Here is a 12795-nt window from a genome sequence, read left to right on the forward strand (position 1 = left end):
CAGTATTGTTCAGCCGAACGCGTTCTGAACGCTGGTCCAGAGATTCAGCAGCGATGTGCCTGTCAGGGTCAGCGTCGCCGCGATGGCGCAAGCGATTCCGGCGGCGATGATCGAGTATTCGATCGCCGTGGCGCCACGTTTGTCGGCGGCAAATCGCGCAATCCGTTTTCCGATCTCGACCATTGTTTGTCTCCGGCGTCGCGCCAGCGATTACAGAAGCGCCATCAGATGAGCGACCAACGGCTCGTCGGCCGGCGGCATCTGATAGTCGCGCAGCCTGTTCGGCCGGACCCAGGTGAGCCGCTGTCCTTCCTTCGGACTGACCATTCCCTCCCAGCGCCGGCACACATAAAGCGGCATCAGGAGATGAAAGTCCGGGTAGGCGTGGCTCGCGAAGGTCAGCGGCGCAAGACAGGGCTCGCTGACGGTGATCCCCAACTCCTCGTTCAGTTCCCGGATCAGGGTCTGTTCCGGCCGCTCGCCGGTTTCGACCTTGCCGCCGGGGAACTCCCACAAGCCTGCCATCGGCTTCCCGGCCGGGCGCTCGGCAAGCAGCACGCGCCCGTCGGCATCGACGAGGGCACAGGCGGCGACCAGAACCAATCTGCTGCTCATGTCCTCAGGTCCGGACGGTACGGGGCGTGTGGTTAAAGCGGTCTCAATGGCGAACAAAAGCTGCGTTGCGTGCCTTGATAAACGCGATTGGCGGCCGGGTTTTAATGCCGCGATTACGAGCGGTAATCGCCGTTGATCGCGACATATTCCTTGGTGAGGTCGCAGGTCAGCACGCGGTCGCGGCCCCTCCCTAACCCGAGCGCGACCTTCAGGCTGATCTCCGGCTTCTTCATCGCGGCGCTGACCTCGGCCTCGTCGTAGGCTGGGTCGCGATAGCCCTTGTGGGCGACGCGGATGCCGTTGAACCAGATCGACAGCTTGTCGCGGTTCGCCGGCTCGCCGGCCTTGCCGACCGCCATGACGACGCGGCCCCAGTTGGCGTCCTCGCCGGCGAGCGCGGTCTTCACCAGCGGTGAATTGGCGATCGACATCGCGATTCGCCGCGCTGACGTCTTCGACACCGCGCCCTCGACGGTGATCTCGACCAGCTTGCGCGCCCCTTCGCCGTCGCGCGCGATCTGTTCGGCAAGATTGCCGAGCACGGCGTTGAGTGCCTTGCGAAACGCCTTTAGCCGCGGATCGGACGCGCGGGAAATCTTCGGGGCGTTCTTCGCTTTGCCGGTCGCGAACATCAGCAGCGTGTCGGAGGTCGAGGTGTCGCCGTCGACGGTGACGGCATTGAAAGTATCGACGGTGCCTTCCGCGAGCAGCGCGCGGAGCGCCGGCGCGGCAATCGCCGCGTCGGTGAAGACGAAGGCGAGCATGGTCGCCATGTCGGGCGCGATCATGCCGGCGCCCTTGGCGATGCCGTTGAGCGTCACCTTCGCCTTGCCGATCTTCACCGTGGCGGTTGCGACCTTCGGGAAGGTGTCGGTGGTCATGATCGCTTTTGCCGCGTCGGGCCACGGCTCGGGCGTCGCGGCGGCGACCATGCCGTCCATCACGCCGTCGAAGGCTTGAGCCTTGAGCGGCTCGCCGATCACGCCGGTCGAGGCGAGGAACACCTCCGCCGGCTTGCAGCCTGCCGCGCGCGACGCGATGGCGGCGGTGAACTTGCAGGCCTCGCGGCCGGTCTTGCCGGTGAAGGCGTTGGCGTTGCCGGAATTGACGACCAGCGCGCGCGCTTTACCCCTCTTCATCTTGTCACGGCACCATTCAACCGGCGCCGACGGACACTTCGAGCGCGTGAACACGCCGGCGACCGTGGTGCCGGGTTCCAGCAGCGCGAGCAGCACATCGGTGCGGCCCTTGTAGCGAATGCCGGCCGCGGCGGTTGCGAGCCGCACGCCGTCGATTGGCGGCAGGTCGGGAACGGAGGTCGGGGCGAGGGGAGAAACGGCGGCGGACATGGTGTCACCCAATGGAATTGGCACGCCCTAGATAGCAGAACGGCCGGACAAAAAATGCCCGGCCGTTGCCAAAAATTTCAAGCGGCCGCCCGGCTTACTTCTTCGCCGGTTCGTCGGCCTTCTTGTCGTCCTTGGCCGGCTCGTCCTTCTTGTCGAGCCGCTCGATCTTGGCGTCGGCGCGCAGCTTGGTGACGAGATCGGCCTGCGCCTTGCGCACGACATAGGTTTCGATCTGCGCCTTGACTTCATCGAAGGCCGGGGCGGGCTTCTTGCGCTTTTCCTCGACCTTGAGGACGTGCCAGCCGAACTGGGTCTTGATCGGATCGGAAATCTTGCCCGGCGCGATCTCGAAGGCCGCGGTCGCGAATTCCGGCACCATCTGCTCCTTGGTGAAGAAGCCGAGGTCGCCGCCATTGGCCTTGCCGGACGGATCTTCGGTCAGCTCGCCGGCGAGCTTGGCGAAATCCTCGCCCTTGTTGAGGCGCACGATGATCGCCTTGATCTTGTCCTCGGCGGCCTTGCTCGCCTTGTCGTCCTTGGCGTCGGCGCGGATCAGGATGTGGCGCGCATGCACCTCCTGTTCCTCCGGAAGCTGCTTCACGGCGTCGTCATAAACCTTCTGCATCGCCGCGTCGGTCAGCGCTTCCTTGCCGGTCACGTCGAACAGCTTCGACATCAGCAGCTTGTTGCGTGCGAATTCCATTCGCTTCTTGAAATCCGGCGTGTCGGCGATCTTCTTGGCTTCGGCGGCCTGGGTGACCAGCACCATGTCGGTGAGGAACGAGATCAGGTATTCGCGCTTCGCATCGGGCGTCATCTGCGGAATCTGCCCGGCTTCCTCTTCGGCTGCCTTCACGTCGCTTTCGTGGATGTCGACGCCGTTGACCTTTGCGATCACGGGATCGGGTGTCTGGGCGCGGACCGGCAGGGCATTGATGCTCGCGAGCGTTAACGCGAGCGCCAAAGTTGCGGTCAGGGTCGCGGTGATTGCGCCGGCCGCGCGCATCGCGAGCGCCGGGCCGGTCTTGTTCGGGGTCAACATGATGTTGTCCTTGAAATGGGGGATTCTCGTGCCCGAAAGGGGCTGCGGCGGTCTTGTCGCCCAACCATCACACCATTGCAACGGCGGAGCGCCGCGAAGCATTAACGTCCGCGTGAGCGGAAATTGCGGCAATTGACAACAATCGGACCCCCTCCTATGTCTCCCAAGGCTCGTCGCGCGGGCCGCGCGCGTTCTAATTGCCTGAAATGTGCCGTATTTCCGCAGCGTCTGATGTCACGGCCGGCGCAGCCCTCATCCGGGCGGTGCCGTCGGGAACAGGTTGAAGGTTAAGGAAATTTCATGCTCGGCGCAGTCGCCCGCAAACTGTTCGGTTCCGCCAACGACCGGCGCGTTCGCAGCTATCAGCCGCGGGTCGCGGAAATCAACGCGCTGGAGGCCGAGGTCGCCGCGCTCAGCGACGATGCGCTGAAAGCGCGCACCGACGATTTCAGGAAGCAGCTCGCCGACGGCGCCGCGCTCGACGATCTTCTGGTTCCCGCCTTCGCCACCGTGCGCGAAGCCGCTAAGCGCGTCATCGGTCAGCGCCATTTCGACGTGCAGCTGATCGGCGGCATGATCCTGCACGAAGGCAAGATTTCGGAAATGAAGACCGGCGAAGGCAAGACGCTGGTCGCCACCGCGCCGGTTTATCTCAACGCGCTCGCCGGCAAGGGCGTGCATGTCGTCACCGTCAACGACTACCTCGCCAAGCGCGACAGCGAATGGATGGGCCAGATCTACAATTTCCTCGGCCTGTCGACCGGCGTGATCGTGCACGGCATGGACGACGACGAGCGCAAGGCCGCCTACGCCGCCGACGTGACCTACGGCACCAACAACGAGCTTGGCTTCGACTATCTGCGCGACAACATGAAGTACCGCATGGAGGACATGGTCCAGCGCGGTCATCATTATGCGATCGTCGACGAGGTTGACTCGATCCTGATCGACGAGGCGCGCACGCCGCTCATCATCTCCGGGCCGCTCGACGACCGCTCCGATTTCTACAACACCATCGACACCTTCATCCCCAAGCTCGACAAGTCCGACTACGAAGTGGACGAGAAGCAGCGCACCGTCACCATGACCGAAGCCGGCATGGAGAAGATGGAGCAGTTGTTGCGCGACGCCGGTCAGCTCAAGGCGGAGTCGCTGTACGACGTCGAGAACGTCTCCGTCGTCCATCACGTCAATCAGGCGCTGCGTGCCCACAAGCTGTTCCAGCGCGACAAGGACTACATCGTGCGCAACGATGAGGTCGTCATCATCGACGAATTCACCGGCCGCATGATGCCTGGCCGCCGCTATTCGGAAGGTCTGCACCAGGCGCTCGAAGCCAAGGAACGCCAGCCGATCCAGCCGGAAAACCAGACGCTCGCCTCGATCACCTTCCAGAACTACTTCCGCATGTACGACAAGCTGGCCGGCATGACCGGCACGGCGATGACGGAAGCCGACGAGTTCATGGACATCTACGGCCTCGAAGTGCTCGAGGTGCCGACCAACATGCCGCTCGCGCGTATCGACGACGACGACGAGGTCTATCGCACCACGGTCGAGAAATACCGCGCCATCGTCACGCTGATCGATGACTGCAAGACGCGCGGCCAGCCGGTGCTGGTCGGCACGACCTCGATCGAGAAGTCCGAGCAGCTTGCCGAGATGCTGCGCCAGGAAGGCTGGGAGCAGCACGACTTTTCCGATCCCAACGCCTTCGCCAAGCTCTATACCGGCGACGAAGGCGCGTCGAAGACCAAGGTCTTCGCCATCCTGAACGCGCGCTACCACGAGCAGGAAGCCTATATCGTCTCGCAGGCCGGCGTGCCGGGCGCGATCACCATCGCGACCAACATGGCCGGCCGCGGCACCGACATTCAGCTCGGCGGCAACGCCGACATGCGCATCCGCCAGGAGCTCACCGGCGTCGAAGGCGACGAGCGCGACAAGCGCGCCGCCGACATCAAGGCGCAGGTCGCGAAGCTGAAGGACAAGGCGCTCGCCGCCGGCGGTCTTTACGTGCTCGGCACCGAGCGCCACGAGAGCCGCCGCATCGATAATCAGCTGCGCGGCCGCTCCGGCCGTCAGGGCGATCCCGGCCACTCCAAGTTCTTCCTGTCGCTTGAAGACGACCTGATGCGCATCTTCGGGTCGGACAAGCTCGACGGCATGCTGACCAAGCTTGGCCTCAAGGAGAACGAGGCCATCGTCCATCCGTGGATCAACAAGGCGCTGGAGAAGGCGCAGCAGAAGGTCGAGGCGCGCAACTTCGATATCCGCAAGAACCTGCTGAAGTTCGACGACGTGATGAACGACCAGCGCAAGGTGATCTTCGAGCAGCGGCTCGACCTGATGCGCGACGACACCGCGGAAGAAACCGTCGCCGACATGCGCCACGAGGTCGTTCACGATCTCGTCGCCAAGCACATTCCGGAAAACGCCTATCCAGAACAGTGGGACACCGCCGGTCTCGACCAGGCGCTGCGCGACGTACTGACGCTCGACCTGCCGGTGCAGGACTGGGCCAAGGAAGAAGGCATCGCCGACGAAGAGGTGCGCGAGCGTATCGACCGCCGCGCCGACGAGTGGATGGCGTCCAAGGCCGCCAAGTGGGGCCCGGATGTCATGCGCTATGTCGAGAAGTCCGTGCTGCTGCAGACGCTCGACCACCTCTGGCGCGAGCATCTCGTGATGCTCGAGCATCTGCGGCAGGTGATCGGCCTGCGCGGCTATGGCCAGCGCGACCCGCTCAACGAGTACAAGGCGGAAGCCTTCAATCTGTTCGAGGCGATGGTCTCGCGGCTGCGCGAGGCGGTCACCGCCCAGTTGATGCGCGTCGAAGTCGTACAGGAGCAGCAGCCGGACGCGCAGCAGCTTCCCTACATGGAAGCCCACAAGGTCGATCCGCTCACCGGCGAGGACGAAATGGCGGCCCGTGCGATGCTGGCTCCCGCGCTCGCCGGCAACGGCGCCGAAGTCGCCCGCGATCCCAACGATCCGGAAACCTGGGGCAAGGTCGGCCGCAACGAGCCGTGCCCCTGCGGCTCCGGCAAGAAATACAAGCACTGCCACGGCAAGTTCTGATCCGCCGTCGCATCGCTGAAATATGAAACGCCGGGCTTCTGCCCGGCGTTTATGTTTTCAGTGTCCCGCTGAGTTTTTTCCGGAACGCGCGGTCGCGCTTCAGATGCCATTCCCGGCTCATGGCGTGGCGGCGGCTGGCGCAGCGCTCCTCGTGCAGCAGCACCCAGATGCGTCCGCGCGTCGTGCGCGCGCCGGTGCCGGCATTATGGCGCGCGAGGCGGCGCGCGAGGTCGTTGGTCCAGCCGACATAAGTGAGCCGCCGGCCATCCTTGCCGACCGTGCCGAGAACATAGACGAAGCAGTCCGATGCGCTGGACGTTCCTGCCGGCGCTGTCTTGATCGGCTTTTTGGCCGTTGATTTGGCTGTCGTCGTCTTGCGCGCGGGCAAGGGAGCGGACTTGAGCGCGACGATCAGTTGCGCAGGCCGGACCAGCGGCTCTCGAACGAGCCCGCGGGCACGACCGGCTGCGCGCCCATCATGCTGGCTCGCTGCGGCGTGCTGGTGAACGCCGTCCGGGTCTGCGGCTGGGCGGCAGGCGCGGGGCGTTCATCGTTCGCGGCCACGCGCGGCTTCAGCTCGGGCTTGGGTTCCGGCTCGGGCGGCGCAGCGGCAGCGGTCCGGTGTTCAACCGGCTTGTTCGATTCCGCGGCAGGCTTGTGCGAGGGCTTGGCGGCGACACGGGTCGGCTTGGCCGGACGGCGCTTCGCCGCCGCGGTGCGGGTCGCGGGAGCGGGCGCCGGTTCGGCGGCTTCCGTCGGCGTTGCGGAGGCTTCGGCGGACGAGCCGCTCAGCAGGTTATCGAGCAGGCCGCCGATGGTTTTCGGCTGCTCCGGCGCTTCGCCGGTTTTCGGCAGCGGCGCGGCGTCGGGCACCGGCACCTTGCCGCGGATCGCGGGCGTGCCGGTTTCGACGGAGGCGAGTTGATACTTCGGCTCGACGCCCGGCATGTTGGCCGGAATGGTGGTCTGCGCGGGCGGATTGCTCGAGGTGCGCGGCAGCGCACCCGGCGTCGTCGAGGCGATCAGCACCGGCTGACTGAAGCGGGTGTCGCCCTGCGCGACGCTCGTCGCCTGCAGCTTGTCGTAGAACGAAGGATGCATGCCGCCGTCGACGCCCTTGCGGCTGGCGACGACCGAAATGTTGCTGGAGACGAGCTCGGCATATTCGGTGTTGTCGCGCTGCTGCTTCTCGGCGACCGCGCTGGCGATCGTCGGCTCGACCTGGAAGGCCGGGCACTTGCCGCGCGCGCTGAACGAGGGCGCGCGTGCCGCGCCTTCCGGGGTCGTCGCGTCGAACACATAGTGGCGTTCGCAGACATCGACCTTCGGCTGCTGGCGGGTGACTTCGAAGTGGTCGCTGCCGACCTTCAGCATCTTCCAGAAGGCGAGGTGCGGGCTGTTGCGGTGACGGGCGAGATTGCGCGCCGTCATACGGAACGGATAGGCCTGAACTTGGAACGCTTTCTGGCCGCCGAAGAAGGACTCGCGCGCGAGCGCGTAGATTTCGACCATCTGCTCGTCGGTCATCGCGTAGCAGCCGCGCGACGAGCAGTCGCCGTGAACCATGAGTTCGGAGCCGGTGCGGCCCCACGAACGGTCGAAGGCGTTCGGGTAACCCATGTTGAAGGCGAGGTAGTAATTCGAGTTCGGATTCATCTGCCCCGGCGTCACGGTGTAGAAGCCTTCCGGCGCCTGCCGGTCGCCTTCCTTCACCTTGGGGCCGAGATCACCGGACCAGCGGCAGATCGGATAGGTCTTGAGCAGCGCGTATTCGCCGCTGCGGTTCTTCTTCCAGACTTCGGCTTCGGATTCTTCCTTGAAGAGGCGAACCAGGATCGGGGAATCCTTGTCCATCTGCTTCTCTTCAAGCAGCGCGAGCGTCTTGTCGGAGAGCGGCGCCTGAGCGCGTCCGGTCGGCGCGATGTTATCGGCGTAATTGCAGCCGCTCAGCGTCACAGCCACGCAAAGGGCCGCGGACGCGAGCAATGCGCGCGCGAAGGGCAGAGATGTCAACGCGATACTCCCCGACCGATCGGATCGTTATTGAGTAATCGTTATCCATAAGATGTGGCTTTCGCAAGGCGACATGGTCCGGGCCTCTGGAAGCCGTATCCTATGGTGAATTCAGCGTAAATCCTGTTCAGGTGGCCGGCAATGCCCTAAATGAAGGGCTTCGGGCAAGCCGCCAATACTGAGTTTTGCACGATGAATATATCGGCCGGCGGTTAATTTACTTCACCGCATCGGTGCCCGTCATGCGGGGCCGTCGCCAACACTTCGTTTCACTGGCGAAATTGGCTCAGCCGAGCGTGCGGCCGAGCGCCAGGAACTTCTCCCGGCGGCTGCGGCGGACGGCGTCCCGGTCCATGCCGGCAAAGCCGGCGAGCGCCTGCTCGATCGCCTGGCCGGCGGCGGTCACCGTGGCGGCGGGGTCGCGATGCGCGCCGCCCATCGGCTCGGGGATGATCTGGTCGATGACGCCGAAGCGCAGCATGTCCTGCGCCGTGATCTTCATGTTGGTGGCGGCTTCCTGCGCCTTGGTGGTGTCGCGCCACAGGATCGAGGCCGCGCCTTCCGGCGAGATGACGCTGTAAATGGAATGTTCGAGCATCAGCACGCGGTTGGCGGTGGCGATGGCGATCGCGCCGCCGGAGCCGCCTTCGCCGACCACCAGCGCGACGTTCGGCACGCCGAGGCCGAGGCACATGTCGGTCGAGCGGGCGATGGCTTCGGCCTGGCCGCGTTCTTCGGCGCCGATGCCGGGATAGGCGCCGGCGGTGTCGATCAGCGAGATCACTGGAATCTCGAAACGGTCGGCCATTTCCATCAGCCGCACCGCCTTGCGATAGCCTTCCGGCCGCGCCATGCCGAAATTGTGCTTGATGCGGCTTTCCGTGTCGGAGCCTTTCTCGTGGCCCATGACGCAGACGCTTGCGCCGCGGAAGCGGCCGAAGCCGCCGATGATCGCGGCGTCCTCGCCGAACTTGCGGTCGCCGGCGAGCGGGACGAAGTCGGTGATCAGCTTTGCGATGTAGTCGACGCAGTGTGGCCGCTGCGGATGTCGCGCGACTTGCGTCTTCTGCCACGGCGTCAGCGCGGCATAGAGTTCCTTCAGGGCCTGCGCCGCCTTGGTCTCGAGCCGCGCGACGTCCTCGCCGATCGAGACGGCATCGCCGGTGTCCGACACCTTGCGAAGCTCCTCGATCTTGGCTTCGAGTTCCGCGACCGGCTTTTCGAAATCGAGATAGCTGCGCATTGCGATGATGGGTGTGCTCTATCGGCGGTTAAATGGCGTTGACTGGAGCCGCAACTGACACGCGTGCGGCCCGGGTTTCAAGCGGGCCCGGTCATGGTTACGAACTCATTGAAGATATGCGCTAATTTGATTGGTCCCGATAGCGCGGTTTTAACCCCATTTCGCGGCGGGGGCCAAGTTCGCGGCGGTTTTGTATCCGTCTTAAGGACGCTTGGCCACTGTGCCCTTCAAGGACGCCGGGGGGCGTGTTGGCGCCCTGGCGATCGCTGTGGGGTACGGGACGGCAATGTCGACCATCGATCACTGGAATGGCTGGCGTGCGCCGCCGGCCGGGCGTCATGCCGGCGTCGAGGTGCAACGCCGCACCCGCCGCCATGACGCAACCGTCGAGGTCGTCGAACTGTTCGATGTGCCGCGCGCGGCCTGGGCCGATCTGGCCGGGCGCGCGCTGGAAGCCAATGCATTTTATCTTCCGGACTGGGCGCGTGCCGTCGCGGGTCATGCCGAAGGCAAGTCCGGCGCGCGCGTGTTGCTCGCATGGGATTCGCCGGCGCGCGACCGGCTGATCGGATTGCTGCCCGTGATGTCCGCGTGGTGGACGCTGCGCATTCCGGTTCCGATTTTTGTCGCGTGGCATCCTTATTCTCCGGTCGTCGCTCCGCTGCTCGACCGCGATCGCGCCGGCGATGCCGCGCGCGGGCTCGTTGCGGCTGCAAGAAGCGGCGGCGCTTTCGCTCTGCTGCTGCCGTCGGCGCCGGATGAAGGTCCGGCGGTCAAGGCGCTGCGCGCGGCCGTCGCGGATTTCGACGCCGCGCCGGTTGCGATGAACCGCCAGCAGCGCGCGCTCCTGGATGCAACGCAGGACGGCGAGACGGCGATTGCCGGGCTCGGGTCGAAAAAAATCAAGGAACTGCGCCGTCAGCGCAATCGGCTCGCCGATGCCGGCGAGGTCGTGTTCAAGGTCGCGCGTCCGGGTGTCGAAGCGGACGCCGCGCTCGATGCGTTTCTTGCGCTCGAAGCCTCGGGCTGGAAAGGCGCCAAGGGCACCGCGCTTTCCAGCAAGCCGGGCGATACACGCTTCATTAAGTCCGCAATGGCCGAGCTTGTCGCGGCCGGCGTTGCCGACATCGCAACGCTGTCGTCGGGGCAAAAGGTCATCGCCGCCGGCATCCTGTTGCGGCATTTGCGGCGCAGCTTCTTCTTCAAGATCAGCTATGACGAGAGCGCCGCCAGGACATCGCCCGGCGTGCAGCTCACCCTAGACCTGACGCGCCTGCTTTGCGCCGACGCCGGCATCGACGATGTCGATTCCACGGCGGTCAGCGGCCACCCGATGATCGATCATGTCTGGCGCGCGCGCCTTGCCGTCTCGGACTGGCTGTTGCCGGTCGGGCCGGGCAAGGCGGCGTTCGCGCTCTGCGCCGCGCTCGTCGCGTCGCGTCATCGTCTGCGCGAAAGCGCGCGCTCCGTTTTTCACCGCATCCGTTCGCTGAAAGGAAAGAAGCCATGACAGCCACTGCCACGGCCGCCACGTTGTTCGAGCCCGCCGATCGCGTGGCCTTCGCGAAGTCGTTTCCGCTGCAGCCGCTTGCGATCCGGCACCGGCTCGCCGACAATCCGCTGTTCACGCTTCCGAAGATCATCGATCTGGTGCGCGAGCTGCCGGCGGACTCCATCGAATACAATTCCGGCAAGGCCGCGATCGGGCAGGATCCCGGCGCGACGCAGCTAATCGATCTCGACCCGGCCGAAGTGGTTCGCCGCATCGAGACCTGCGGCGCCTGGATGGTGCTCAAGCGCGTCGAGGCGCATCCGGCCTATCGCGCGGTGATCGAGGACGTGCTGCTGTCGGTGGCGCGCGAGAACGGCCATGCGAGCCTCGAAGACGCCGGTTTCGAGGATCTGCGCGGCTTCCTGTTCGTCTCGTCGCCCGAGTCGACGACACCGTTCCACGTCGATCCCGAAGACAACATCTTCGTCCATATCCACGGCGACAAGTTCTTCACGGTTTGCGACAACCGCGACGGCTCCGTGGTGCCGGACGATGTCATCGAGCAGGCGCTGACCAAGCACCGCAATGTCGGCTACAGCGACGCCTTCGAGAAAAAGTCGACCTGCTATTCGCTGAAGCCAGGCGACGGCCTGTTCGTGCCTTATCTCTGGCCGCACTGGGTGCGCACCGGCTCGCAGTTCTCGATCTCGATGGCGGTGACCTGGAAGACCAAGGCGGTGATGCGCAAGAACGACGTGTTCGTGGTCAATTCGCTGTTGCGCCGCGCCGGCCTGCCGCAGCGCGCGCCCGGCCGCAATCCCGCGCTCGACGCCGTCAAGCTTGTGCTGTTCCGCAGCGTCAAGGCGGTCGTCAATCCGCTGCGCAAGAGCCTCGCGATGCGCGCCTTGATCCGCAAGCTGGTGCTCGGCAAGGACGCCAACTACTACATGAAAACAAAAACAGCGGCCTGATCACGGTCAGGGCTTGGCGCGATCTGCGAGCGGATGCAGGTCGCGCACTAGGCTTTTCAGCCGGTCCTCCAGCACGTGCGTGTAGATCTGCGTCGTCGAGATGTCGGCGTGGCCGAGCAGCGTTTGCACCACGCGCAGGTCCGCGCCGTTATGCAGCAGGTGGCTGGCGAAGGCGTGGCGCAGCACATGCGGGCTGATCCGTTCGCCCGAGATGCCGCAGCCGGCGGCCAGCGTTTTCAGGTCGCGGGCGAAGTGCTGGCGGGAGAGGTGGCCTGCCTCGCCGAATGACGGGAACAGCCACTTGGAGTCGGTTTTCTTTCCGGCATCGTCCACGGCCTCGTCACGCAGCGCGAGATAGTCGGCCATCGCCTTGCGCGCGGCGTCGTTGAGCGGCACCAGCCGCTCCTTGCCGCCCTTGCCGCGGATCACCAGCATGCGCTGGTCGCGCCGCGCGGCGCTCGTCGGGAGCGCGACGAGTTCCGACACGCGCAGCCCGGTCGCGTAGACGATTTCCAGAAGGCAATAGAGCCGCGCCGCGCGCAACCGTTGCGCCGGCGATTTGCCGGCCTCGTCGATCCCGACGCGCGCGGCCTCGATCAGCCCGTCGACTTCGGCGATGGTCAGCACCTTCGGCAGCGTGCGGCCGCGCTTGGGGCCTTCGATCACGGCGGCGGGGTCGTCGCCGCGCCGGCCCTCGGCGTAGAGAAAGCGATAGAACTGGCGGACGGCGGACAGCCGCCGCGCTACCGACGACGCCTTGAAACCTTGTGTCGCGAGCGCGGACAGATAGCCGCGGAGATTCTCGGTGCTGGCGTCCTTGATCGCGATGCCTTTGCCGGCGAGCCAGTCGGCGAGATCGTCGAGATCGCGCGCATAGGCGTCGAGCGTGTTGGCTCCCGCGCCGCGCTCGGCGGCGAGCATGTCGAGAAACAATCCGGCTTCGGTGGCGCCGGAGGAGCGTGCGGGTTTTTTCGCCTGTCGGGCCATGC

General features: G+C 65.3%; 11 protein-coding genes. 3 read left to right on the forward strand and 8 right to left on the reverse strand.

The window, feature by feature from the left end:
- Nucleotides 1–9: 9 nt before the first annotated feature.
- The 4 genes from AB7F10_RS18310 to AB7F10_RS18325 form a co-directional block, all read right to left on the reverse strand.
- Complete coding sequence (locus AB7F10_RS18310) at nucleotides 10–183, reverse strand: Flp family type IVb pilin (RefSeq protein WP_428564242.1); 174 nt, start codon at nucleotides 181–183, stop codon at nucleotides 10–12.
- Between the two features lie 27 nt (nucleotides 184–210).
- Nucleotides 211–615 (reverse strand): 8-oxo-dGTP diphosphatase MutT, encoded by a 405-nt coding sequence (gene mutT / locus AB7F10_RS18315; RefSeq protein ID WP_428564244.1) that lies wholly within the window; start codon nucleotides 613–615, stop codon nucleotides 211–213.
- A 113-nt stretch (nucleotides 616–728) separates the two neighbouring features.
- Complete coding sequence (gene argJ / locus AB7F10_RS18320; RefSeq protein ID WP_428564247.1) at nucleotides 729–1964, reverse strand: bifunctional glutamate N-acetyltransferase/amino-acid acetyltransferase ArgJ; 1236 nt, start codon at nucleotides 1962–1964, stop codon at nucleotides 729–731.
- Between the two features lie 94 nt (nucleotides 1965–2058).
- Nucleotides 2059–3006, reverse strand: coding sequence for a peptidylprolyl isomerase (locus AB7F10_RS18325; protein ID WP_428564250.1), 948 nt, complete (start codon nucleotides 3004–3006; stop codon nucleotides 2059–2061).
- 300 nt (nucleotides 3007–3306) lie between these two features.
- Between AB7F10_RS18325 and secA the strand changes: the two genes are divergently transcribed.
- Entirely contained in the window at nucleotides 3307–6087 is a 2781-nt protein-coding gene (gene secA, locus AB7F10_RS18330) for a preprotein translocase subunit SecA (protein WP_428564253.1), read from the forward strand.
- Between the two features lie 49 nt (nucleotides 6088–6136).
- Here secA and AB7F10_RS18335 read toward each other — a convergent pair whose 3' ends face one another.
- From AB7F10_RS18335 to AB7F10_RS18345, 3 genes are all read right to left on the reverse strand, one after another.
- Nucleotides 6137–6427, reverse strand: coding sequence for a GIY-YIG nuclease family protein (locus tag AB7F10_RS18335; RefSeq protein ID WP_428564279.1), 291 nt, complete (start codon nucleotides 6425–6427; stop codon nucleotides 6137–6139).
- 71 nt (nucleotides 6428–6498) lie between these two features.
- Entirely contained in the window at nucleotides 6499–8049 is a 1551-nt protein-coding gene (locus AB7F10_RS18340; RefSeq protein ID WP_428564256.1) for a L,D-transpeptidase family protein, read from the reverse strand.
- Nucleotides 8050–8386: 337 nt separating this feature from the next.
- Nucleotides 8387–9343, reverse strand: coding sequence for an acetyl-CoA carboxylase carboxyltransferase subunit alpha (locus AB7F10_RS18345; RefSeq protein WP_428564259.1), 957 nt, complete (start codon nucleotides 9341–9343; stop codon nucleotides 8387–8389).
- Between the two features lie 286 nt (nucleotides 9344–9629).
- Between AB7F10_RS18345 and AB7F10_RS18350 the strand changes: the two genes are divergently transcribed.
- Both AB7F10_RS18350 and AB7F10_RS18355 read left to right on the forward strand, forming a co-directional pair.
- On the forward strand, nucleotides 9630–10853 hold the full coding sequence (locus tag AB7F10_RS18350) for a GNAT family N-acetyltransferase (protein ID WP_428564262.1): 1224 nt from the start codon (nucleotides 9630–9632) through the stop codon (nucleotides 10851–10853).
- Complete coding sequence (locus tag AB7F10_RS18355) at nucleotides 10850–11806, forward strand: cupin-like domain-containing protein (protein WP_428564265.1); 957 nt, start codon at nucleotides 10850–10852, stop codon at nucleotides 11804–11806. Before AB7F10_RS18350 ends, AB7F10_RS18355 begins: the two co-directional genes overlap by 4 nt.
- Before the next feature lie 6 nt (nucleotides 11807–11812).
- Here the strand turns inward: AB7F10_RS18355 and xerD are convergent, their stop codons facing one another.
- Nucleotides 11813–12793: a site-specific tyrosine recombinase XerD gene (gene xerD, locus AB7F10_RS18360; protein ID WP_428564268.1), complete on the reverse strand. Its 981-nt coding sequence runs from the start codon at nucleotides 12791–12793 to the stop codon at nucleotides 11813–11815.
- Nucleotides 12794–12795 lie beyond the last annotated feature (2 nt).

The sequence above is a fragment of the Pseudolabrys sp. genome (assembly GCF_050250095.1).
Taxonomy (GTDB): domain Bacteria; phylum Pseudomonadota; class Alphaproteobacteria; order Rhizobiales; family Xanthobacteraceae; genus Pseudolabrys.

Coding starts and splice junctions, on each gene's coding strand:
- mutT (WP_428564244.1), bottom strand. CDS start 615: ATGAGCAGCAGATTGGTTCTGGTCGCCGCCTGTGCCCTCGTCGATGCC.
- AB7F10_RS18325 (WP_428564250.1), bottom strand. CDS start 3,006: ATGTTGACCCCGAACAAGACCGGCCCGGCGCTCGCGATGCGCGCGGCC.
- AB7F10_RS18310 (WP_428564242.1), bottom strand. CDS start 183: ATGGTCGAGATCGGAAAACGGATTGCGCGATTTGCCGCCGACAAACGT.
- AB7F10_RS18350 (WP_428564262.1), top strand. CDS start 9,630: ATGTCGACCATCGATCACTGGAATGGCTGGCGTGCGCCGCCGGCCGGG.
- xerD (WP_428564268.1), bottom strand. CDS start 12,793: ATGGCCCGACAGGCGAAAAAACCCGCACGCTCCTCCGGCGCCACCGAA.
- secA (WP_428564253.1), top strand. CDS start 3,307: ATGCTCGGCGCAGTCGCCCGCAAACTGTTCGGTTCCGCCAACGACCGG.
- argJ (WP_428564247.1), bottom strand. CDS start 1,964: ATGTCCGCCGCCGTTTCTCCCCTCGCCCCGACCTCCGTTCCCGACCTG.
- AB7F10_RS18355 (WP_428564265.1), top strand. CDS start 10,850: ATGACAGCCACTGCCACGGCCGCCACGTTGTTCGAGCCCGCCGATCGC.
- AB7F10_RS18345 (WP_428564259.1), bottom strand. CDS start 9,343: ATGCGCAGCTATCTCGATTTCGAAAAGCCGGTCGCGGAACTCGAAGCC.